The sequence below is a fragment of the Mesorhizobium sp. M4B.F.Ca.ET.143.01.1.1 genome (genome assembly GCF_004792275.1).
In the GTDB taxonomy this organism is placed as follows: Bacteria; Pseudomonadota; Alphaproteobacteria; order Rhizobiales; family Rhizobiaceae; genus Mesorhizobium; species Mesorhizobium abyssinicae.
On the sequence record NZ_SRSR01000002.1, the window covers coordinates 605,174 to 626,484 of the forward strand.

15 protein-coding genes, 1 tRNA gene and 2 pseudogenes are annotated in these 21,311 nt (G+C 65.2%); 10 read left to right on the top strand and 8 right to left on the bottom strand.

Annotated elements, in window-relative coordinates:
• Window positions 1-56: 56 nt before the first annotated feature.
• Complete coding sequence (locus EN786_RS07130; protein ID WP_127284014.1) at window positions 57-446, top strand: DUF427 domain-containing protein; 390 nt, start codon at window positions 57-59, stop codon at window positions 444-446.
• 47 nt (window positions 447-493) lie between these two features.
• Here the strand turns inward: EN786_RS07130 and EN786_RS07135 are convergent, their stop codons facing one another.
• From EN786_RS07135 to ppdK, 3 genes are all read right to left on the bottom strand, one after another.
• On the bottom strand, window positions 494-1,234 hold the full coding sequence (locus EN786_RS07135; protein WP_127284013.1) for a polysaccharide deacetylase family protein: 741 nt from the start codon (window positions 1,232-1,234) through the stop codon (window positions 494-496).
• Window positions 1,235-1,352: 118 nt separating this feature from the next.
• Window positions 1,353-2,468, bottom strand: a complete 1,116-nt coding sequence (locus tag EN786_RS07140; RefSeq protein WP_127284012.1) for a glycosyltransferase family 9 protein — start codon at window positions 2,466-2,468, stop codon at window positions 1,353-1,355.
• A 229-nt stretch (window positions 2,469-2,697) separates the two neighbouring features.
• Window positions 2,698-5,382 (bottom strand): pyruvate, phosphate dikinase, encoded by a 2,685-nt coding sequence (ppdK, locus tag EN786_RS07145; RefSeq protein ID WP_127310726.1) that lies wholly within the window; start codon window positions 5,380-5,382, stop codon window positions 2,698-2,700.
• Between the two features lie 446 nt (window positions 5,383-5,828).
• Here ppdK and EN786_RS07150 point away from each other — a divergent pair, with 446 nt between their 5' ends.
• From EN786_RS07150 to EN786_RS07170, 5 genes and pseudogenes are all read left to right on the top strand, one after another.
• Window positions 5,829-7,259 carry a phosphomannomutase gene (locus EN786_RS07150; RefSeq protein WP_127284016.1) on the top strand — a complete coding sequence of 477 codons (1,431 nt, stop codon included), beginning with the start codon at window positions 5,829-5,831 and terminating at the stop codon, window positions 7,257-7,259.
• Window positions 7,256-8,658 (top strand): annotated as a pseudogene (locus tag EN786_RS39435) (mannose-1-phosphate guanylyltransferase/mannose-6-phosphate isomerase). The gene EN786_RS07150 and the pseudogene EN786_RS39435 overlap by 4 nt, the downstream one beginning before the upstream one ends.
• Before the next feature lie 87 nt (window positions 8,659-8,745).
• Window positions 8,746-8,826: pseudogene (locus EN786_RS07160) on the top strand (GDP-mannose 4,6-dehydratase); the annotation flags it as partial.
• Window positions 8,827-8,994: 168 nt separating this feature from the next.
• Window positions 8,995-9,339: a VOC family protein gene (locus EN786_RS07165; protein WP_127284010.1), complete on the top strand. Its 345-nt coding sequence runs from the start codon at window positions 8,995-8,997 to the stop codon at window positions 9,337-9,339.
• A gap of 159 nt (window positions 9,340-9,498) precedes the next feature.
• A tRNA-Gln gene (locus tag EN786_RS07170) sits at window positions 9,499-9,573 on the top strand.
• Between the two features lie 49 nt (window positions 9,574-9,622).
• On the opposite strand, the gene EN786_RS07175 is transcribed toward EN786_RS07170, so the two are convergent.
• Window positions 9,623-10,999 carry an aspartate aminotransferase family protein gene (locus EN786_RS07175; protein ID WP_127284009.1) on the bottom strand — a complete coding sequence of 459 codons (1,377 nt, stop codon included), beginning with the start codon at window positions 10,997-10,999 and terminating at the stop codon, window positions 9,623-9,625.
• 273 nt (window positions 11,000-11,272) lie between these two features.
• On the opposite strand from EN786_RS07175, the gene EN786_RS07180 reads away from it, so the two are divergent.
• Window positions 11,273-12,397 carry an NAD(P)/FAD-dependent oxidoreductase gene (locus EN786_RS07180; protein WP_127284008.1) on the top strand — a complete coding sequence of 375 codons (1,125 nt, stop codon included), beginning with the start codon at window positions 11,273-11,275 and terminating at the stop codon, window positions 12,395-12,397.
• Window positions 12,398-12,494: 97 nt separating this feature from the next.
• On the opposite strand, the gene smc is transcribed toward EN786_RS07180, so the two are convergent.
• The 3 genes from smc to EN786_RS07195 form a co-directional block, all read right to left on the bottom strand.
• Window positions 12,495-15,953 carry a chromosome segregation protein SMC gene (gene smc / locus EN786_RS07185; protein ID WP_135908107.1) on the bottom strand — a complete coding sequence of 1,153 codons (3,459 nt, stop codon included), beginning with the start codon at window positions 15,951-15,953 and terminating at the stop codon, window positions 12,495-12,497.
• 63 nt (window positions 15,954-16,016) lie between these two features.
• Window positions 16,017-16,745 (bottom strand): DsbA family protein, encoded by a 729-nt coding sequence (locus tag EN786_RS07190; RefSeq protein ID WP_127284006.1) that lies wholly within the window; start codon window positions 16,743-16,745, stop codon window positions 16,017-16,019.
• Window positions 16,746-16,886: 141 nt separating this feature from the next.
• The gene (locus EN786_RS07195) at window positions 16,887-17,387 is read right to left on the bottom strand and encodes a DUF721 domain-containing protein (RefSeq protein WP_127310162.1); all 501 of its coding nucleotides are present in this window, start codon (window positions 17,385-17,387) and stop codon (window positions 16,887-16,889) included.
• A gap of 33 nt (window positions 17,388-17,420) precedes the next feature.
• Here EN786_RS07195 and mutY point away from each other — a divergent pair, with 33 nt between their 5' ends.
• Both mutY and EN786_RS07205 read left to right on the top strand, forming a co-directional pair.
• The gene (gene mutY, locus EN786_RS07200; protein WP_135908109.1) at window positions 17,421-18,539 is read left to right on the top strand and encodes an A/G-specific adenine glycosylase; all 1,119 of its coding nucleotides are present in this window, start codon (window positions 17,421-17,423) and stop codon (window positions 18,537-18,539) included.
• An 85-nt stretch (window positions 18,540-18,624) separates the two neighbouring features.
• Window positions 18,625-19,236: an HAD family phosphatase gene (locus EN786_RS07205; RefSeq protein WP_127310160.1), complete on the top strand. Its 612-nt coding sequence runs from the start codon at window positions 18,625-18,627 to the stop codon at window positions 19,234-19,236.
• A 56-nt stretch (window positions 19,237-19,292) separates the two neighbouring features.
• On the opposite strand, the gene EN786_RS07210 is transcribed toward EN786_RS07205, so the two are convergent.
• Window positions 19,293-20,426, bottom strand: coding sequence for a site-specific DNA-methyltransferase (locus EN786_RS07210; RefSeq protein ID WP_127310159.1), 1,134 nt, complete (start codon window positions 20,424-20,426; stop codon window positions 19,293-19,295).
• 185 nt (window positions 20,427-20,611) lie between these two features.
• Here EN786_RS07210 and EN786_RS07215 point away from each other — a divergent pair, with 185 nt between their 5' ends.
• The gene (locus EN786_RS07215; RefSeq protein WP_127310158.1) at window positions 20,612-21,301 is read left to right on the top strand and encodes an HAD family phosphatase; all 690 of its coding nucleotides are present in this window, start codon (window positions 20,612-20,614) and stop codon (window positions 21,299-21,301) included.
• The last annotated feature ends 10 nt before the right edge of the window (window positions 21,302-21,311 follow it).

A 21,311-nucleotide genomic window follows, 5' to 3' on the forward strand; every position in this document is an offset into this window, starting at 1 on the left:
CCTGCACGACACACCTATTGCGGGCGACCTCTCAATCGGACAAGGACAGCCCGCCAATGGACCAGATCGCCAACCCCGCCCCCGGCTTCCAGCGCAATCCCGGCAAAATCATCACCGTCGAGTCCTTTAGCGGCACCGTCACCGTGCGCGCCGGCGAAACGGTCATCGCTTCCTCGACAAGGGCAAAGCTCCTGTCGGAGCCGCCCTATCCTGCGGTCTTCTACATTCCCTTCGACGACATCGATTTCAGCCAGTTGGCCAAGACCGGTCAATCGACGCACTGCCCTTATAAGGGCGATGCCAGCTATTGGAGCGCGCTGCCGGCCAGCGATACCGGCAAGGATGCGATGTGGGCCTATGAGCGGCCCTTCGACGAGATGACGGAGATCCGCAATCACGGCGCCTTCTATCCGAGCAAGGTGACGATCGAGGCCACGCCGGCCTGACATGCTGCCTTACCGGACGGGACGAGGCCGAAGCGTGGCCTGACCGATCAATCGGTGGTGCCATCATCGCCAACGCCATCGGCATCGCCGAGACGCACGAAGGTCAGACCTTTTGCCTTCAGCGCCAGCAGGCCCTGGACCACGCCTTCGCCGGCGGCATGGGTCGGCTGGTTGATGTGGGCGATGATGACGTCGCCATCCTTGGCGGCGGCGATGCGCCGGGCGGTTTCCCTGGCCCCCAGAAGGGAGCCGCCATCGCCGTTGATCGAGAAGCCCGCGACCTTGAAGCCGAGCTTGCGGATCGTGGCGATGGCCGACGGGCTGTATTCGGCGGTGGCGCCACGAAACCATTTCGGCGCCGGCTCGCCGGTGCCTGCGAGTGCCGCGGCACCCGATTCGACCTCGGTCAGCACCGCTTCCGGGCTACCGGCGCTGCGGATGCCATAGATCTTGCGCGGCGTGTCGACCGCCGGGATATGGCGGCCGCCATGATTCTCCAGCTCGAACAGATCCGGATGGGCGCGCATGACCTCGACGGCGGCGGCGTTGCGCTTCAGCCAGATGCCGGTGACGAAAATGGTGGCCGGGATGCGGTTGTCGACAAGCGCCGAGAGGATGCGGGTGTCGGTCTGGCCGCCGCAGGCGTCGAGCGTCAGCGCGACGCGGCCGCTGGCGCCTGCCTGCGGTTTCAGATGCAGCGTCGGCTCGACAAGCGGCGCGGCGCCGGCCGTGGACACGGCGCAAACCGACAGCGCAATCGCGCAAAGATGTTTCCGCAAGAGACGCATGATCGATTTCCGGGCCGGTGGTCGAAGCAGGATGGTTGCAATATCCAGCCAAAAGACCCGCATCAAGGCGAAAATCGGGACGGCGCCCGTGCGACGAACGCAGTCACGAGAATTTGCTTCAGGCGCAGCGCGAGAGCGCGTTTGCCGTTTGCTTTTCGGTGCGCGCAAGGATCTCGCGCACGGCGTCGGTTACAGGTCCGACTTCCAGGCGCCAGACGCAGCACGCCTTGCTCGGGTCGGTCGGCTTGCAGAAGTCGCTTGCCACGCATTCGCAAGGCATGGAGGGCTGCAGCGCGATGCTCGCCACGCCGACCGGCCCCCAGCGGATCGGATTGGTCAGCCCGTAGAGGCCGACGACAGGGGTGCCCGCTGCCGCCGCCATATGCATCGGACCGCTCTCATTGCCGAGGAAAAGCCGCGCCTCCTTCAGCAGCGCCAACAGCGTTTCGAGCGAAAGCGCGCCGACAAAGTTGACGACCGGCGAGGCTGTCCTCGCGGCAATCTCGTCGGCCGCCTTGTGCTCGTCCGGGCCACCGACGAGCACGAAATCCAGCCCGGTCTCGCGCGCAATCTCGTCGATGACGGCGGCGAAGCGCTCCGGCTGCCAGCGCCGACCGAGAAAACTCGCCCCGGCATGCACCGCGACAAAACCGCTTCGCCTGAGATGGTATTTGTCCAGCAAGGCGAGCGCCCGCGCCGTTTCCACAGCCAATGGGCGGATCGACGGCGCTCTCACGCGCAGGTCGACGCCAAGCGCCTCGAGCGGCGAAAGGTAGCGGTAGAGATAGTGCCGCTCACCGAAGCCGAACGGCCTGGCCCGGACGTTGGCCGGCTGACGCTCGTGCCAGCGCAAGGGCCTTTCGGACGGATGGTAGCCGACCCTGGTCGGGGCGTTGACGAGGCTGCTGATGAGGCGTGAGGTCTTCGAATCGGTCAGGTCGATCGTCATGTCGAAGCGGTGCCGGCGCAGCCGGCGCACCATCGAATACAGCTCGCGCCCTCGCTGCAGCGGCGATCCGCGCATCATGGCGCGGCGGAACGTGACGACATCGGAAGCGATGCCGTGGGCGGTGAGGAAGCTGGCGAAACGTGCCTCGCAAAGGAACACGATCCCGACGCCGGGATAGCCGAGCTGGAGGTTCCTGGCCAGCGCCGAGGCGAGAACGAGATCGCCGATGAACTTCGTCTGTAAAATGAGGATCGAGCGGAAGGGAGCGGGGGAAATCTGCAACATCTGTCTCGGGCGCCGGGGGGATCGGAGACCCTGGAGACTGGGCGGAAACGATGTCGAGAATGGGGGCCGCCACGCGCACGTTCGCGTGACTTTGCTTACAAAACCGTAAGGCGGCATGCCGATCGGCTAGCCGGAGCATTCTCTGGCAAGCCAGAGAATGCTCCGCCCGGGATTGTGATTTTGTCGCGGATTCCGGTCGGAAATCCGTGCGACACCGCGACCGAAAGGATCAGTCGCGTTTTGCTGATGTCTTTGCCACCTTCACCGCGGCCTGCGCCGCGGCCAGTCTGGCGATCGGCACGCGGTAGGGCGAGCACGACACATAGTCGAGGCCGACCTCCTCGCAGAAGCGGATCGACGACGGATCGCCGCCATGCTCACCGCAAATGCCGAGCTTGATCCCGGGCCGCGTCGCCCTGCCCTTTTCGGCCGCGATGCGCACCAATTCGCCGACGCCCTCTATGTCGAGCGAGACGAACGGATCCTGCTCGATGATGCCCTTCTGCCGGTAGGTCTCCAGAAAGGAGGCCGCATCGTCGCGCGAAATGCCGAAAGTGGTCTGGGTAAGATCGTTGGTGCCAAAGGAGAAGAACTCGGCCGCCTCGGCGATGACATGGGCGCGGATGGCCGCGCGGGGGAGTTCGATCATCGTACCCGTCAGGTAGTCGATCTTCGTGCCGGTTTCCTGCATGACGCTGGCGGCGACCGCGTCGATGCGCGCCTTGACGTAGTCGAGCTCCTTCACGATGCCGACCAGCGGCACCATGATCTCCGGCACCACCAGCGCGCCGGCCTTGTGGCCGGCCTCGACGGCCGCCTCGAAAATGGCGCGTGCCTGCATCTCGGCGATCTCGGGATAGGAAACCGCAAGACGGCAGCCGCGATGGCCGAGCATCGGATTGAACTCGTGCAGGGCCTCGGTGCGCTGCCGGAGCTTGTCGGGCGACACATTCATGGCGGCGGCGACCTCGGCGATCTCCGCCTCGGTCTTGGGCAGGAATTCGTGCAGCGGCGGATCGAGCAGCCGGATCGTCACCGGCAGGCCGGCCATGATCTCGAACAGTTCGAGAAAATCCGAACGCTGCATCGGCAGGAGCTTGGCAAGCGCGGCGCGCCGGTCCTTTTCGGTATCGGCCAGGATCATCTCGCGCATGGCGACGATGCGGTCGCCATCAAAGAACATGTGCTCGGTGCGGCAAAGCCCGATGCCCTCGGCGCCGAAGGAGCGCGCCATGCGCGCATCGAGCGGCGTTTCGGCATTGGTGCGCACCTTCATGCGGCGCGCGGCGTCGGCCCATTCCATGATGGCGGCGAAATCGCCCGACAATTCTGGCTGCAGCATGGCCACCGCGCCCTTCAGCACCTGGCCGTTGGCGCCGTCGATGGTGATGACGTCGCCCTTGCGGAAGGTCTGCCCCATCGAGATCAGCGTCCCGGCCTTGTAGTCGACGCGCAGCGAGCCGGCGCCGGACACGCAGGGCTTGCCCATGCCGCGCGCCACCACCGCGGCATGGCTGGTCATGCCGCCGCGCGTGGTGAGGATGCCTTCGGCGGCGTGCATGCCGTGGATGTCCTCGGGGCTGGTCTCGATGCGCACCAGGATCACCTTGCGGCCTTGCGCTTTGGCGTCCTCGGCATCGCCCGAGGAAAAGACGATCTCGCCGGTGGCGGCGCCCGGCGAGGCAGGCAGGCCGACGCCGATGACGTCGCGGGCGGCCTTGGGGTCGATGGTCGGGTGCAAGAGCTGGTCGAGCGAGGCGGGATCGATGCGGGCGACCGCTTCCTCCCTGGTGATCAGCCCGTCCCTCGCCATCTCGACGGCGATCTTCAGCGCCGCCTTGGCGGTGCGCTTGCCGGACCTGGTCTGCAGCATCCAAAGCTTGCCGCGCTCGATGGTGAATTCGAGATCCTGCATGTCGCGGTAGTGCTTTTCCAGGCTGTCGGAAATGTCGACGAAAGCTTGGAACGCTTCCGGCATCAGCTTCTGCAGCGACGGCTTGTCGGAGCCGGCGGCGATGCGCGCCGCCTCGGTGATGTTCTGCGGCGTGCGGATGCCGGCGACGACGTCCTCGCCCTGGGCGTTGACCAGGAACTCGCCATAGAGCTGCTTTTCGCCGGTCGACGGGTTGCGGGTGAAGGCGACGCCGGTGGCGGACGTGTCGCCCATGTTGCCGAACACCATGGCCTGGACATTGACCGCCGTGCCCCAGCTCTCGGGGATGTCGTGCAGGCGCCGGTAGGTGATGGCGCGGTTGTTCATCCAGGAAGAGAACACCGCGCCGATCGCGCCCCAGAGCTGTTCTTTCGGATCCTGCGGAAACGGCTTGCCCAGTTCCTCCTCGACCTTGGCCTTGTAAAGCGTGATCACGCCCTGCCATTCGAGTGCCGTCAGCTCGGTGTCGAGTTCATGGCCGAGGTTCGCCTTCTCGTCCTCCAGGATCTCCTCGAAAACCTCATGGTCGAGACCCATGACGACGTCGGAATACATCTGGATGAAGCGGCGGTAGCTGTCATAGGCAAAGCGGGCATCGCCGGAATCGGTGGCCAGCGCCTCGACCGTCTCGTCGTTGAGACCGAGATTGAGAACGGTGTCCATCATGCCCGGCATGGAAGCGCGGGCGCCTGAGCGGACCGACACCAGGAGCAGCTTCGCCGGATCGCCGAAACGGCGGCCGGTCAGCCGGCCGATATGATCGAGCGCTACCGCGACATCCGCCTCGAGCTCGGACGGATAGGTGCGGCCGTTGGCGTAATAGGCGTTGCAGACCTCGGTGGTGATGGTGAAGCCCGGCGGCACCGGCAGCCCGAGGCTGCACATCTCGGCCAGGTTGGCACCCTTGCCGCCGAGAAGATTGCGGTCGCTGGCACGGCCTTCGGCAGCGCCATCGCCGAAGGTGTAAACCCACTTGGTCATGCTCGCCCTCCAACGGTCGCAGATTGCAGGTTGCCGAAGCCCGTGGCCTTGGCTCCGCCCTGTCCGAATCGAGCGATATGATGCTGCACTGCGAAAGGCAAGGCGTCGGCAAAGCCGGCCGGCCGCTACAATCGATTAAGGAAAACCGCTAAAATCGATTAACTAAAAGCTGCGTCAAAAAGACCGAATGATTCCGAGGCCACCAGAATGGATGCAACGAGAGTATCCGGAGAGCGCCATGCAACCTGTCATAGGTCTCATCATCAGGAATACATTGCAAAATGCAGAGCCGCTAAAATTCCGCGCGATAGATCCAGGCGCTGCCGAAATCGAGCGGCCAGGATTTCGGTCAACCACGTCAGCAGACGTGCCCGTATGATTTTTTGTTGACAGCGAACCCCACTCCAATATTACCGGCCTAACTTTCCAAACAGAAAAAGCGAATGATGAAATTCGGGTCGAGCGGCGTCCGAGGTTTGGCCTCGGAATTGGTTGGGAAGCCCAGCGGACTCTATACCGCGGCGTTCGCCTGGCGCCTGGCTTCAAGCGGCTTGCAGTCGAGCGGCCCGGTCTTTGTCGGCCGCGACAAGCGCGACAGCAGCCCCGCGATTGCCGACAATTGCATGGCGGCACTGGCCGCGAGCGGATTCCAACCGATCGATTGCGGCGTCATCCCCACCCCGGCCCTTGCCCTTTATGCCCAAAAGCATGGCGCGGCCGCCCTGATGGTGACCGGCTCCCATATTCCCGCCGACCGCAACGGCATCAAATTCTATCGCCCGAATGGCGAGATCGACAAAGCGGACGAGGCTGCGATAACGCAGTATGTCGCCGAAAGGTCAAACGTGTACGATCCGCCGGCGCCTGCCGAAACGGCCTGGCCATCGCATCACGATGAAGCCGTTGCCGGCTACCTAGAGCGCGCCAACGGCATTTTGGGGCCGGATTCGCTATCCGGAATGAGAATCGGCGTCTACCAGCACAGTTCGGTCGCGGCGGAATTGCTGGTGCAGGTCCTTCGGTCTTTCGGCGCCGAGGCAGTTCCTGTCGGAAAGAGCCAAACCTTCGTGCCCGTCGATACCGAAGCCGTGGATGCAGGCACGCTTGCGAAGCTGAAGGGCTGGGCCCGCGAATTCGCGCTCGACGCCATCGTGTCGACGGACGCCGACGCCGACCGCCCGCTTGTCGCCGACGGGAACGGTGATCTGTTCCGGGGCGACCTGATCGGGCTGGTTACGGCTCTTTTCGTCGCGGCGGATACGGTGGTGACGCCCGTGACCTCCAATTCGGGCATTTCAGATGCCCTGGGTTTCGAGGTGAGGAGAACGAAGGTCGGGTCCCCCTTCGTCATCGCCGGCATGGAAGCGGCGTACCGCGATGGCACGGTCGTCATCGGCTTCGAGGCCAATGGCGGCGTTCTCCTGGGGTCGAATTGCCAGTTGAATGGAAAGACGTTGCCCGCGTTGCCGACGCGGGACTCGCTCCTCCCGATCCTGGCCGTGCTTGGCACCGTCGCATCTACGAAAAGACCACTGTCGCGCTTGCGCGAGCTTTGGCACCTTCCATTCTGCGCCAGCGAGCGCCTCGAGAACTTCCCGCTCGAGAGCTCGCGCAAATTGATGACCGAGCTCGCTGGCCCGGATGCGCTGCAGCAGTTCCTGGCCCCGTTCGGTACCGTCGCCGAAATCGATGAAACCGACGGCCTCAGGGCGCGGATGGATAGCGGTGAGATCATCCATTTGCGGCCGTCCGGAAATGCGCCGGAATTGCGCTGCTATTCGGAGGCCGCGACCTATCACAGGGCGACTGCGATCGTGGCGCTGACGCTGGAGAAGGCGCGGGCATTCGCATCCACCGGCCCAGAGGTCGCCTCATGAAAGTCGTTCCGGTCATCATCAGCGGCGGAGCCGGCTCGCGCCTGTGGCCCGCCTCGCGGCAGTCGCACCCCAAACCCTTCCTCAAGGTGGCGGACGGGCATTCGCTGATCCAGCACACCGCCTTGCGCGCCGCCTCGATCAAGGACGTCGTCGAGCTTGTCACCGTGACGTCGCGGGAGCACCTCTTCCTGACGACGGACGATTTCGACGAACTCGACCCCGTCGTTGCGCAGCGCACCTTCCTGCTCGAGCCGAAGGGGCGCGATACCGCCGCCGCGGTGGTCGCGGCCGCGATCCACGTCAGGACAACGCAAGGCCCCGAGGCCATTCTGTGCATTTTCCCTGCGGACCACATGATTGGAAACGTGGCGGCCATGGCCAGGGCCATCGAACATGCCGGGCAAGGACGCATCGCGACGCTGGGGATAAACCCAACCAGACCGGACACGGCCTTCGGCTATATCGAGGCGGACGGCGAAAAGGTCGCCCGCTTCGTCGAGAAGCCGGATCTGGAGACCGCCAGGGCCTATGTCGCGTCCGGGCGCTTTTCCTGGAACGCCGGCATCTTCTGTTTCCAAGCACGGGTCATGCTCGAAGAAATGGCCAAGCATTGTCCCGCGGTGATCGAGGCCGTTCTCGCCAGCTATGAGGACAGCGGATCAGCCGGGGCGAAGGCTTTGCGAACATCGAACTCTCGGCGGAGCATTTCGCCGTGGCGCCGCGCATTTCACTCGACCATGCGGTGATGGAAAAGGCGCAAAACCTGGCCGTCGTTCCCTGCGACATGGAATGGAACGACATCGGATCGTGGAACGCGATGGCCGAACTGGTCGCCCCCGACCAGAGCGGCAATCGAATTCGCGGCGACGTTCGCATGGTCGACACCGCGGGCAGCTACGTCAGCTCCGACAAACGCCTTATCGGCACGGTCGGCGTCAGCGACCTGGTGATCGTCGATTCCCCGGACGCATTGCTGGTGGCAGCCCGCGACCGCGTCCAGGACGTCAAGAAACTGTTCGAATCCCTCAAGGCTTCCGGACATGAAGCGCATTTGCTTCACAGCACCGTGCACCGGCCGTGGGGCACCTACACGGTTCTGGAGGAAGGCGAGCGCTTCAAGATAAAACGCATCGAGGTGAAGCCTGGCCGGCGGTTGAGCCTGCAGATGCACCACCATCGCTCGGAGCACTGGGTCGTGGTCAGCGGCTCGGCAAAGATCTTCAATGGCGACGAGGAGCTGTTCCTGGCGACCAACCAGTCGACCTACATCCCGTGCGGCCACAAGCATCGGCTCGAGAACCCGGGCAAGATCGACCTGGTGATCATCGAAGTCCAGAGCGGCGATTATCTCGGCGAGGATGACATCGTGCGGTTCGACGACGTATGCGGTCGCACCTGACAATTCATTGGCTCGCAGGGTTGGCGGGCAAAAACTACACACACAGGGGCTGGGACGGGGCAAACATCAGACACACCGAGAGCATTGATGACAAAGACAGCATTGATAACCGGCATCACCGGACAGGACGGCGCCTATCTGGCGGAACTCCTGCTGGCAAAGGGGTATTAGGTCCACGGACTTGCGCGGCGATCGAGCACGGCCGACGTCAACACGACGCGCCTGAAATGGCTTGGCATCGAGAAAGACGTCAGGATCGTCGACTGCCCCGGACGGACTTGCAGGACGACGCTTGGCGTAATAGAACACAACAAGAACATAGTAAGGAGTTGCGCCATGAAACTGACCGGGAAGCTCGACTATCTGGAACTGCCGGCGACCGGCGGCACGCTGGATAGCGTGAAAGCCTTCTACAGCGCCGCGCTCGGCTGGTCGTTCACCGACTACGGGCCGACCTATTCGGCCTTTGCCGAGGGGCTGGACGGTGGTTTCCAGGCCGATGCCGGCGAAGCCGCCGCGAAGCCGCTGCCGGTGCTCTATTCGGAGGCGCTGGAGGAAACGCTTGCGGCGGTCGAGAATGCCGGCGGCGCCATCGTCAAGCCGATCTTCTCGTTTCCAGGCGGACGACGCTTCCATTTCACCGATCCGGCCGGCAACGAGCTGGCCGTCTGGGGCGAATAGACGCAAACTGACCGGTCCTCGGGCCGCCCCTCGGACAGGCGCGCCGGTCAGTCGACGGCGAAACATGCGGCAAGATTACCTTGGATGAGACCTGTCCGAGCATTGAGCTTTGCGCCGGCTCGTCCTATAAGGCCGCGCGCAACGGCACGTTGCGGCTGTTGGGGCGTCGCCAAGTGGTAAGGCATCGGTTTTTGGTACCGACATTCCCAGGTTCGAATCCTGGCGCCCCAGCCAAACCAACAGCACGAGACATCAGCGACTTGTCGCTTTGAGCGGCCCGTTTTCAGCCTTGCGCATGAACTTGCGGCAGGGCGGCATCGAGCGACCGCTCGAACGCATCGACCAGCGTATCGACCTGAGGCTCGGTGATGATCAGCGGCGGGCAAAAGGCGATGGCGTCGCCCATGTTGCGCGAGATGACGCCATTCTGCTGCAGCAACCCGTTGACCAGCGCACCGAGAGCGGCAGGCTTGCCCCATGGCGCCTTGCTCGCCTTGTCGGCGACCAGCTCGACGGCGGCGATCAGACCAACGCCGCGCACCTCGCCGACCAGCGGATGCGAGGCGAGCTTGCGCAGCCGCGCCTGCAAATGCGCGCCGACCCTGCGCGCATTGCCGACAAGGTCGCGCTCCTCGATCAGCTTCACATTCTCAAGCGCGACCGCTGCCGCGACCGGATGGCCGCCACCGGTGAAGCCATGACCGAAGGTGCCGATGCGATTGCTTTCGTCGGCTATCGGCTCGAACACCTTGTCGTTGATGAGCAGGGCCGAGATCGGCAGGTATGAGGACGAAATCTGCTTCGACAGGACCATGATGTCGGGCTTGATGCCGAAGGCCTGCGAGCCGAACATCTCGCCGGTCCGGCCGAAGCCGCAGATGACCTCGTCGGCAACGAGCAGGATGTCGTATTTCGACAGCACGGCCTGGACCTTCTCCCAATAGAAGGCAGGCGGTACGACGACGCCGCCGGCGCCCATGATTGGCTCGCCGAAGAAGGCGGCAATGGTCTCCGGTCCCTCGGCAAGGATCAGGCTCTCCAACTCGTCGGCAAGACGGCTCGAGAACTGCTCCTCGCTCTCGCCCGGCCTGGCGTCGCGCCAATGGTGCGGCGTCGATATGTGCAGCACATTGGCGATCGGCAGGTCGAAGGAGAGATGGTTGTTCGGCAGCCCGGTCAGGCTTGCCGCGGCTATGGTGACGCCGTGGTAGCCGCGCTTGCGGCTGATGATCTTCTTGCGCGCCGGCTGACCGAGCGCGTTCGAGCGGTACCAGATCATCTTGAGCGCCGTATCGTTGGCCTCGGAGCCGGAATTGGTGAAATAGGCCTTGCTCATCGGCACCGGCGCCATCTGCACCAGCTTCTCGGCCAGGTCGATCAGCGGCGAATGCGCTTTCGATCCGAAGTCATGATAGAAAGGCAGCTTCGACATCTGCCGGGTCGCGGCCTCGACCAGGCGCTTTTCCGAGAAGCCGACCGCGACGCTCCACAGCCCTGCCATCGCCTCGATATAGCGGTTGCCGGCAATGTCCTCGACATAGATGCCGTCGCCCTTTTCGATGACCAGCGGACCCGTTTCCTGATGCTTGCGGGCATTGGTGTAGGCATGCAGGTGGTAGCGGATGTCGCGGGCTTCAGGGGAATTGGGTTGGGCGTCCATGCTGGCTCCTGTCTGCAGGCGTGCGGGCCAAACAGACCGTCTCTGTGATGAGAAGTCCAAGGTTCCGCCTCGCATTTGAGAGGCTTGATGCATCATGGCGGCAGGCGGCCGCAAGAGCCGCTCTGTCATGATCGATAGCGCCATGCAGTTCCCAACGCTGCTTCGCACCACCCCAATGCCGCGGCCAGGCGCATGATCGCCGGCACTGGACAACAAGCCTATGATCCTTGAAGGCTGTGAGGCGCCGCTTGCGCAACCAAAATGGACGGGGGCATGGAACAGGTCGATTGCATCGTCGCCGGCGCCGGCGTCATCGGCCTGGCGGTTGCGCGCACCATGGCCGCACAAGGCCTCGACACGCTGATCCTCGAAGCCGCCGACGCCATCGGCACCGAGACGAGCTCGCGAAATTCGGAGGTCATCCACGCCGGCATATACTACCCAAGGGGGTCACTGAAGGCGCGGTACTGCGTTGACGGGCGCGAGCTTCTGTACCGCTACTGCGCGGAGCGGTCGATCCCGCACCGGCGCTGCGGCAAGCTCATCGTCGCAACCGACGAGGCACAGGAGCCGGTGCTTGCCTCCATTCGCGCCAATGCCGCCGCTTGCGGCGTTGACGACCTGCGGTTTCTCTCCGCAGCCGAGGCGCAAACGCTGGAGCCGGCGCTGCATTGCACCAAGGCATTGCTGTCGCCCTCCACCGGCATCATCGACAGCCACGCTTTGATGCTCGCCCTGCTCGGCGAGGCCGAAGAGAACGGCGCCATGCTGTCGCTCAACACGCGCATCGTTTCCGGTCGGATCGGCGCCGGCGGCGGCATCGTCCTCGAGACGATGGACAGCGCAAGCGGCGAGCGTTTCGAGATCGCCGCCTCACACCTGATCAACGCAGCCGGTCTCGGCGCGGTGGCGCTTGCCGCCTCGCTCGACGGGTTCGACCGGCAGTTCCTGCCCACGCTTCGCTACGCCAAGGGCAATTATTTTTCGGTGGCCGGGCGCGCGCCGTTCTCGCGGCTTGTCTATCCCGTGCCCGAACCCGGCGGGCTCGGCGTCCATCTGACGCTCGACCTCGCCGGCACGGCGCGCTTCGGGCCGGATGTCGAATGGACGGACAGGCTCGACTACCGCGTCGACCCTGCGCGCGGCGAGCGCTTCTATGATGCCATCCGCAAATACTGGCCGGAGCTCGCCGACGGCAGCCTGCAGGCAGCCTATAGCGGCATTCGCCCAAAGCTCTCCGGACCCGGCGAGGCCAACAGCGACTTCGTCATCCAGGATCCGGCAACCCATCGCATCGAAGGCCTGGTCAATCTGTTCGGCATCGAAAGCCCCGGACTGACGTCCAGCCTGGCGATCGCGGAGCATGTCGCGCGTATTCTGGGACCAAGGGCGCGCTGATGCACAGCCCAATTACAAGCACCTCGACAGTCAGCCAAGCGGGCCACTAAGGACCTCGCCAACACCCCGGAGCAAGCCCGCGCGTTGCTGGCGCGATTCAGCTCGCCTCGCGCATGGCTTCGGCCGCCTGCAGGTCGACCGAGACCAACTGGCTGACGCCCTGCTCAGCCATGGTGACGCCGAACAGCCGGTCCATGCGGGCCATGGTGATCGGGTTGTGGGTGATGATGACGAAGCGCGTCTCTGTGGTGCGGGACATCTCGTCCATGAGATTGCAGAAGCGCTCGACATTGTGGTCGTCGAGCGGCGCGTCGACCTCGTCGAGCACGCAGATCGGCGCCGGATTGGTGAGGAACACGGCGAAGATCAGCGACATCGCCGTCAGCGCCTGCTCGCCGCCGGAGAGCAGCGTCATGGTCTGCGGCTTCTTGCCCGGCGGGCGGGCAAGGATTTCGAGCCCGGCTTCCAGCGGATCCTCGGATTCGATCAGCTGCAATTCGGCGGTGCCGCCGCCGAACAGATGCGAGAACAGGCGCTGGAAATGGCCGTTGACCACCTCGAAGGCCGACAGCAGCCGCTCGCGCCCTTCCCGGTTGAGGCTCTGGATCGCCTGCCGCAATTTGCGGATCGCCTCGATGATGTCCTCGCGCTCGGAAACGATGGTCTCCAGCCGGTCGGACAGCTCCTTTTGCTCTTCCTCGGCGCGCAGGTTGACGGCGCCGAGCCGCTCGCGCTCGACCTTCAACCGGTCGAGCTGGCGCTCGACCTCGGCCATTTCGGGCATCGGGTCATCGGCTTCCAGACCGGTGTGGCGGATGACCAGGTGCGGCGGCGTGTTCAGCGTCTCCTGGATACGCGCCTCGACCTCCAGCCGCCGCTCATCGGCGGCCGTCAGCCGCTCCTCGGCGCGGACACGGGTTTCGCGCGCCTCGGCCAGCGACTGAATCGCTGCGGTCGCGGCCTTCTCGAGCTCGGCCTGCCGGTTCTCCGCTTCCTGCAAACGGTCGGCCGCCGCCTGGCGCAGAGTCTCCGCCTCGGTCAATTGCGACAGCAGCGCGCGACGCTTGGCGTCGATCTCGTCCGGAGCGTCGGCCAGCCGCTCGCGCTCGGCCTCGGCTTCCGCCCTGCGCTCGCCAAGAGCGGCGATCTGCGTCGAGGCGTTCTCGGCCCGCTCCAGCCAGTTGCGGCGCTCGGCGCCGATCGCTTCGAGGCGGCGGGTGCGGGCCTCGGCCTCGCGCCTCAAGCCCTCATGGACGGCGCGCGCGTCGGCGAGGGTGGCGCGATCGCGCGAGACATTGGTCGAGGACTGTTCGAGTTGCAGCTGCAGGTCGCCGAGATCGGGCGCGTCCTGCAGCAGCATCTCGGCTTCCAGGAAAGCCGCCTGGGTTTCCTCATGGCTGTCGACGACGCGGGCGCGCGCCTCGTCGAGCGCGGCACGCCGGCTTACCAGCTCGCCGCCGGCCTTCTCGGCCTCGGCAAGCGCGTTGCGGGCAGCATCCAACCCATGCTGAGCGTCGCGGCCGGCCTGGCGGGCATTGCGCTCGGCCTCGCTTGCCTGGCGCAGCGCCTGTTCGGCCTGGGCAAGGGCTGCCTCCGCCCCGCGCAGGATGCGGGTGGCCTGCACCGCCTCGGCGTCGAGCTCGGCCAGTCGGTTCTTCTGCGCCAGCCGCTGCGCGGCGGCGGTCGGCGCGTCTGCGCTGGCGGTCAAGCCGTCCCAGCGCCACAGCGCGCCGTCGCGGCTGACCAGCCGCTGGCCTGGCGCGAGCAGCGCCTGCAGACGACGGCCGTCGGCGGCCTCGACAATGCCGATCTGCGCCAGCCGGCGGGCAAGCTGGGACGGCGCTCGCACCACGCTGGCAAGGCTCTTCACGCCTTCGGGCAGCGCGGCGTCGCCCGGCTGGACGGCGCTCTCGCCCCAATGCACGGGGGCGCTGCGGTCGAGCGGCACGTCGAGATCCTCACCGAGGGCGGCGCCAAGGGCGGTCTCGTAGCCGCGCTCGACGCTGAGCTGCTCCAGCACGGAGGGGAAAAGATCGCCACTGGCGGCATTCAGAATCTTGGAAAGGGTGCGGGCTTCGGTCTCGATGCGCTGCAACTCAGCCTTGGCGTCCTGTAGCGGCGGACGGGCGGCGCTTTCGGCGCCACGCGCCTCGGCGACCGCCTGCTCGGCCGCAATGGCGCCGGCCTCGCTCTCTTCCAGCCGCGCCGCGGCATCCTCGACCAGCAGCCGCTTCTCGGCCGGATCGGGCAGGCCGGAAATGCGGGCGACGATGTCGGACAGCTCGCGATCGACCTCGGCGAGCTGGCGGGCAAAGCGGTCGCGACGTTCGGCGGTCTCGCGCAAAGTGCGCTCGATCTGATGGCGCGAGGCGGCCGCCTCGGCGCGTTCGGCGGTCAGCGCGGCAAGCTTTGCCTCGCTCTGCGAAAGCGTCGCGCCGGCCTGTTCGAAGGCGGCCCGGGTGGTGGCCTCGCGCTCGGCGGCGCCGGCGTTCTCGGAGTTGAGCGAGGCTTCCTCGGTGCGAAGGCGCTCGAGGATGTCCGCATTGTCGCGCACCATGCGCTCCTCGCGGGCGATGTCGCCGTCGAGCTGCTGCAGCCGGCGCTCAAGCTCGGCCTGGCGGGAGCGGATGCGGCCGGCCTCTTCCTCGATCTGTGTCTTGGTGATCGACAGGCGCTGGAAGGCGGCGGCCGCGGCAGCTTCGGCGTCGCGCAGGTCCGGCAGCCGGTGGGCGCCGATGCCTTGCTCTCTGGCGGCGGCCATCTGCGCGGCGGCGCGGTCGCCGACCAGCGTCGTCGCGGCGGCCAGCGCGGAACGCGCCTCGCCTTCCTGGGTCTTGGCCAGCGTCCAGCGCAGATGCAGGAGGGTCGCCTCGGCCTTGCGGATATCGGCCGACAGGTTCTTGAAGCGCGAGGCCTGGCGCGCCTGGCGCTTCAGGCTGTCGATCTGGCTCTCCAACTCGCCGACGACGTCATCCAGCCGTTCGAGGTTCTGCTCGGCGGCCTTCAGCCTGAGCTCGGCCTCGTGGCGGCGCGTGTGCAGGCCGGAAATGCCGGCCGCCTCTTCGAGCAGCGCCCGACGCGCCTGGGGCTTGGCCTGGATCAGCTCGCCGATGCGGCCTTGCCCGACCATCGAGGGCGAGCGCGCGCCGGTCGACTGGTCGGCGAACAGAAGCTGCACGTCCTTGGCGCGGGCTTCCTTGCCGTTGATGCGATAGAGCGAGCCCGCCTCGCGCTCGATGCGGCGCGACACCTGCAATTCATCGGCGTCGTTGAAGGCTGCGGGCGCGGTACGGTCGGTGTTGTCGAGGAAAAGCGTGACTTCGGCGGTATTGCGGGCCGGCCGCGTGCCCGAGCCGGAAAAGATGACGTCGTCCATGCCGGACGCGCGCATGTTCTTGTAGGAGCTTTCGCCCATCACCCAGCGCAGCGCCTCGACAAGGTTCGACTTGCCGCAGCCGTTCGGCCCGACAATGCCGGTAAGCCCGCGTTCGATGACGAACTCGCCGGGCTCGACGAAGGACTTGAAACCGAGGAGGCGAAGGCGCGAAAATTTCATTCGCGCCGCCCCACACTACAGGCGCGCGCGCCGAAGCCGAGCCGCTTCGGCGCGGCCTGGACGTCAGAGCAGAGGGTCGATGATGGCCGACATTTCCTCAATCGACATCGCCCCTTTGTAGGTCTTTCCATTGATGAAGAAGGTCGGCGTCGAGTCGACCTTGAACTCGTCCGCGCCGCGTTTCTGGACTGCTCTCACATCGTCCAGAAGTTTCTGGTCCGTCAAGCAGGCCTCAAAGGACTCCTGTGTAAAACCGGCGAGCTTGGAGATCTGCAGCAGTGCTTCCTTGGTGTTGTTGACGCCGACCCAGCTGGGCTGCTGCTTGAACAGCACGTCGACCATCGGGAAATAGTTATCCTTGGCGCAACGCGCCAGCATGAAGCCGGCCTCGGCGCTCGGGTCGAAGGGAAATTCACGCAGGATGTAGCGCACCTTGCCGCTGTCGATGTACTTGGTCTTCAACTCAGGGAAGGTGGTTTCGTTGAAGTGCGCGCAATGCGGGCAAGTCATCGAGGCATATTCGACGATGGTGACCTTGGCGTCGTCCTTGCCAAGCTGCTTTTCGGGCAGCGCGCCCGGCTTCAGCAGCTGCGCCATGTCGACCGTGCCCTGCGCTTCCGGCACCTTTGCGGCGGCCGGCGTTGCCGGCTTGGCGGGCGTCGACGGGTTGGCGGGCTTCACATCGGCGGCCTTTGCGTCCTCGCCCGAGTCGCTGCATGCGGCGATGAGAGCCACCGCCGGAATGGCGGCCAGCGAGGTCAGAAGGTTTCTGCGAGACAAAGGACGGTTCATGCGAATCACCTGATATCGGTTGGATTTTGCAATGCAAAGGCTAGAAAAGGCGAGAGTTGGCGCGAATTAAGGCATCGCCGTCCCCATTCCAATCGCCAAATTTTGGCGTGCGTTCACGAATACGCGAGATTAGCGACAATCCTATGGTCTTTTCTGCCCCAGAATGGTTGCGCCGAGGCGCTCCAGCGAGGCGCGCAGGCCATCGTCCTCGATCTTGCCGACGGTTCGCGAAAGCTTCGCCTTCTCGGCGTCGTTGAGTTGTCTCGGCGCCGGTTTCGGCCGGGCCTTTTCGGACAGCACCGGCTTCTGCACGATCTTGATGCGGCCAATGGCGTTGAAGCCGAGGAAGGCATTGACGCGATTGATGATTTCGCCTGCCTCGTGCTGCAGGTGGAGCGCCGCCATGCCCTCGCACGCGATGATCAGCAGCGCCGGCTCGAACGGATCGTCCTCATGCAGGCGGCGCGGCCATTGGATCTTTTCCGGGCGAGAGCGGCCGGCTAGCCGGGGCCCGGCGATCTCCTCCCAGGACTGCACCAGCCCGATCGAGATGCCGGCCCGCTTCTTCAGCACCGGATCGAGGATTTCGGTTGCGAGATCGCTCACCGGGACGGGATTGCCGTAGGGCCTTTTCCCTGCCATGTGCGTTCTCCAATCCCCGAGCTCACCCGATCAATGGCATCGCACGACCAGACCCGCAAGGCCGCATCCGGCGAAAGCAGCGAAGCCGTTTCAGTCGCCTCCCGCCTGCTTGACTGGTACGACGCGCATCACCGCGACCTGCCGTGGCGCGTCGCGCCCAAGGCGCTGGCGGAGGGAGCCAAGCCCGATCCCTACCGGGTTTGGCTGTCGGAAGTGATGCTGCAGCAGACCACGGTCGAAGCGGTCAAAGCCTATTTTCGCGCCTTCCTCGAAAAATGGCCTGACGTCCGGGCGCTGGCGGCGGCGCCCGCCGAGGACGTCATGAAAGCCTGGGCCGGGCTCGGCTACTATTCGCGGGCGCGCAACCTCAAGGCCTGCGCCGATCTTGTCGCTCAGCGCGGCGGCCGCTTTCCGGACACGGAGGCCGGCCTCAGGGAGTTGCCGGGGATCGGCGCCTACACGGCGGCGGCGATCTCGGCCATCGCCTTCGACCGGCCGGCGGCCGTCGTCGACGGCAATGTCGAGCGGGTTGTGTCCAGGCTGAATTCGATCGCGACGCCGCTCAGCGAGGCCAAGCCCGAGATCCGCGCGCTGGTCGAGCGGATGGTTCCGACAAGGCGGCCGGGCGATTTCGCTCAGGCGATGATGGATCTCGGCGCCACGATCTGCACGCCGCGGCGGCCGCGCTGCATGCTGTGCCCGCTGCGCGCGGATTGCAGCGCCATTGTCTCGGGCGATCCCGAGCGCTTCCCCGTCCGCCTGCCCAAGGACGACAAGCCGCTCAGACGGGGTGCGGCCTTCGTGGCCCAGCGCAGTGATGGCGCCGTCCTGCTTCGCAAGCGGCCGGAAAAAGGCCTGCTCGGCGGCATGACCGAGGTGCCGACGACGGCGTGGAGCGCAAGGGTGGACGGCGCGACCACGGAGGCTGGGGCGCCGTTTGCGGCTGACTGGCGACGCGCCGGCCGGATCGCGCATGTCTTCACCCATTTCGCGCTCGAACTCGAAGTCTTTCATGCCCACATCAAAGGTGATGCGCCGGAAGGGCATTTCTGGTCGCTGGCCCATGAGATTTCCGGGGAGGCGCTGCCCACCGTCATGAAAAAGGTAATCGAGGCAGCGATACCGGGCGCGACCAAAGCGCGTCGCGTGTGACCGGGTCACGCGCGACACGCTATCCCAAACCGCTGCACTTTTGGGCGACATGCGCTAAGGCAGCGCCCGCATTGAAAGGACAGGCATGACCGAAATCCGCCACATCGTGTTCGACATCGGCAGGGTGCTGATCCACTACGACCCGGACCTTCCCTTCAGCCGCCTGATCCCCGATGCCGAGGAACGCAAATGGTTCTTCGACAATGTCTGCACGCATGACTGGAACCTCGAGCAGGACCGCGGGCGGACATGGGCAGAGGCCGAAGCGCTGCTGATCGGCGAATACCCGGGCCATGCGGGGAATATTCGCAATTTCCGCCGGCATTGGCACGAGATGGTGCCGCATGCCTATGACGACAGCGTCGCCATCATGGTCGGCCTGATCGAGGCCGGCCACGATGTCACCATGCTGACCAACTTTGCCTCGGATACGCTTGCCGAAGCCCGGCAGCGTTTCGACTTCCTCAACCGTCCGCGCGGCGTGACCGTTTCGGCCGACATCCGGCAGATCAAGCCGGATCGCGCTATCTACGATCATCATGTCGCTGCGTTCGGCCTCGAACCGTCCGCGACGTTGTTCATCGACGACAGCCAGAAGAATGTCGACGGCGCCAGGGCGGCCGGCTGGCAGTCGGTGCTGTTCACCGACGCCGAAACGCTCAAGACGGACCTCGAGCGTTACGGGATCAGGGCCTGATTTGAATCGCTTCGGACGATCCGCTGAAGTTCTGATTCAACTTTAACAGCGGGATCTCAGGCCCCTGCCCGCTCCATGCCGAGGCGGGCGATGCGGCGCAGCTCGTCGATCGGGGTGAGGCCGCCGCTACGCTCATAATGCCAGAAGGTCCAGCCGTTGCAGGCGTCCAGCCCCTGCACCTCGGCGCCGATCTTGTGGATCGAGCCGGCGCTGTCGCCGATCGCCACCGTGCCGTCGGCGCGCACCTTGGCCGCCCAGCGTTTCTTGGCGTCGTAGAGGGTGGCGCCGGGCTGCATCAGTCCGGTGTCGATCAGGCTGATGAAGGCCACGCGCGGCTCGGCGCGCTTGCCGGACAATACGGTCAGGTCGGCTCCTTCCAGTGGCCGCACCGCGTCGATGCGCTCATTGGCGGCGTCGATATAGGCCTGCTCGCGCTCGATGCCGACGAAGTGGCGGCCGAGGCGCTTTGCCACCGCGCCGGTGGTGCCGGATCCGAAGAAGGGATCGAGCACGACGTCACCCGGCTTGGTCGAGGCCATCATGATGCGGGCGAGCAATGCTTCCGGCTTCTGCGTCGGATGCAGCTTGTCGCCATTGTCGTTCTTCAACCGCTCCTGGCCGGTGCATATCGGAAACAGCCAGTCGGAGCGCATCTGGACGTCGTCGTTCGAGGCCTTCAGCGCCTCGTAGTTGAAGGTGTAGCCCTTGGCCTTCTGATCGCGCGAGGCCCAGATCATCGTCTCATGCGCGTTCTGGAAGCGGCGGCCGCGGAAGTTCGGCATCGGGTTGGTCTTGCGCCAGACGACGTCATTGAGGATCCAGAAGCCGAGATCCTGCATCTTGGCGCCGACCCTGAAGATGTTGTGATAGGAGCCGATGACCCAGATGGTGCCGTTCGGCTTCAGCACGCGCCGCGCCGCCAGCAGCCAGGCGCGGGTGAAGGCGTCATAGGCCTCGAAACTCTCGAACTGGTCCCAGTCGTCGTCGACGGCATCGACCTTGGACTGGTCGGGCCGGTGCAGGTCGCCATCGAGCTGCAGGTTATAGGGCGGATCGGCGAAAATGACGTCGATGGACTTTTCGGGCAGCCGCTCGAGGGCCGCGATGCAGTCGCCCTTGAGGATGGTGTCCAGCCATTCGGATTGCTGGGGAGCGCGGGAGAGCTCGTCGAGAAGACGCACGGCTGACATTTTTACACCCAAGGCACGCGTTACTGTTTACTGTCCGTTATGGTTACCGATCAGCGTAAATATTCGGTGAAGGGCGGGACTGCCCCGGTCGAGACCTGCCGTGAATTTGCGAAGCCCGGCCGCTTGGTGTATGCCGCGCCGCCTGAGCCGTATCAGGCCAGCTTTCTCCCGCGTTCCGGATTGCCATGCCCCAGCCAGACCTTGTCATCTTCGATTGCGACGGCGTGCTCGTCGATTCCGAAATCATCGCCGCGCGCATCGAGGCCGAGCTCCTGACCTCGGCCGGGTATGAGATCTCGGCCGAGGAACTGGCCGAGACCTATGCCGGACTGACCTTCAAGGACATCATGATGCGGGTCGAGGAGAAATCCGCCATCCCGTTCCAGGCCTCGCTGATCGGCCGCGCCGAAGAGCTGGTCGACCGCAAGCTGCGCAGCGACGTGCGCGTCATCGACGGCGCGCGCGAGGCGGTCGCGGCGGTGACGGTGCAGCGCTGCGTCTGCTCGAATTCCCGCACGGAGCGGGTCGAGTTCATGCTGGAGAAGGTGGGGCTGCTGCCGTTCTTCGCCGGCCGCATCTTTTCGGGGCTCGACATCCCCAGCAAAAAGACCAAGCCGGCTCCGGACGTGTTCCTTTACGCCGCCGAAAGGCTCAACGCCGATCCGAAAAACACCTTCGTCATCGAGGACTCGGTGCATGGCGTCACCGGCGCCAGGACGGCCGGCATGCGCGTCATCGGCTTCACCGGCGCCGCGCACAGCTATCCCGGCCACGCCGACGCGCTGACCGAAGCCGGCGCGGAGACGGTCATCCGCCGTTGGGCCGAGTTGAAAAGCGTGATTGCCGCGCTGTCGGAATGGTCGGCGGACGCTTGAGGCGTCCGCC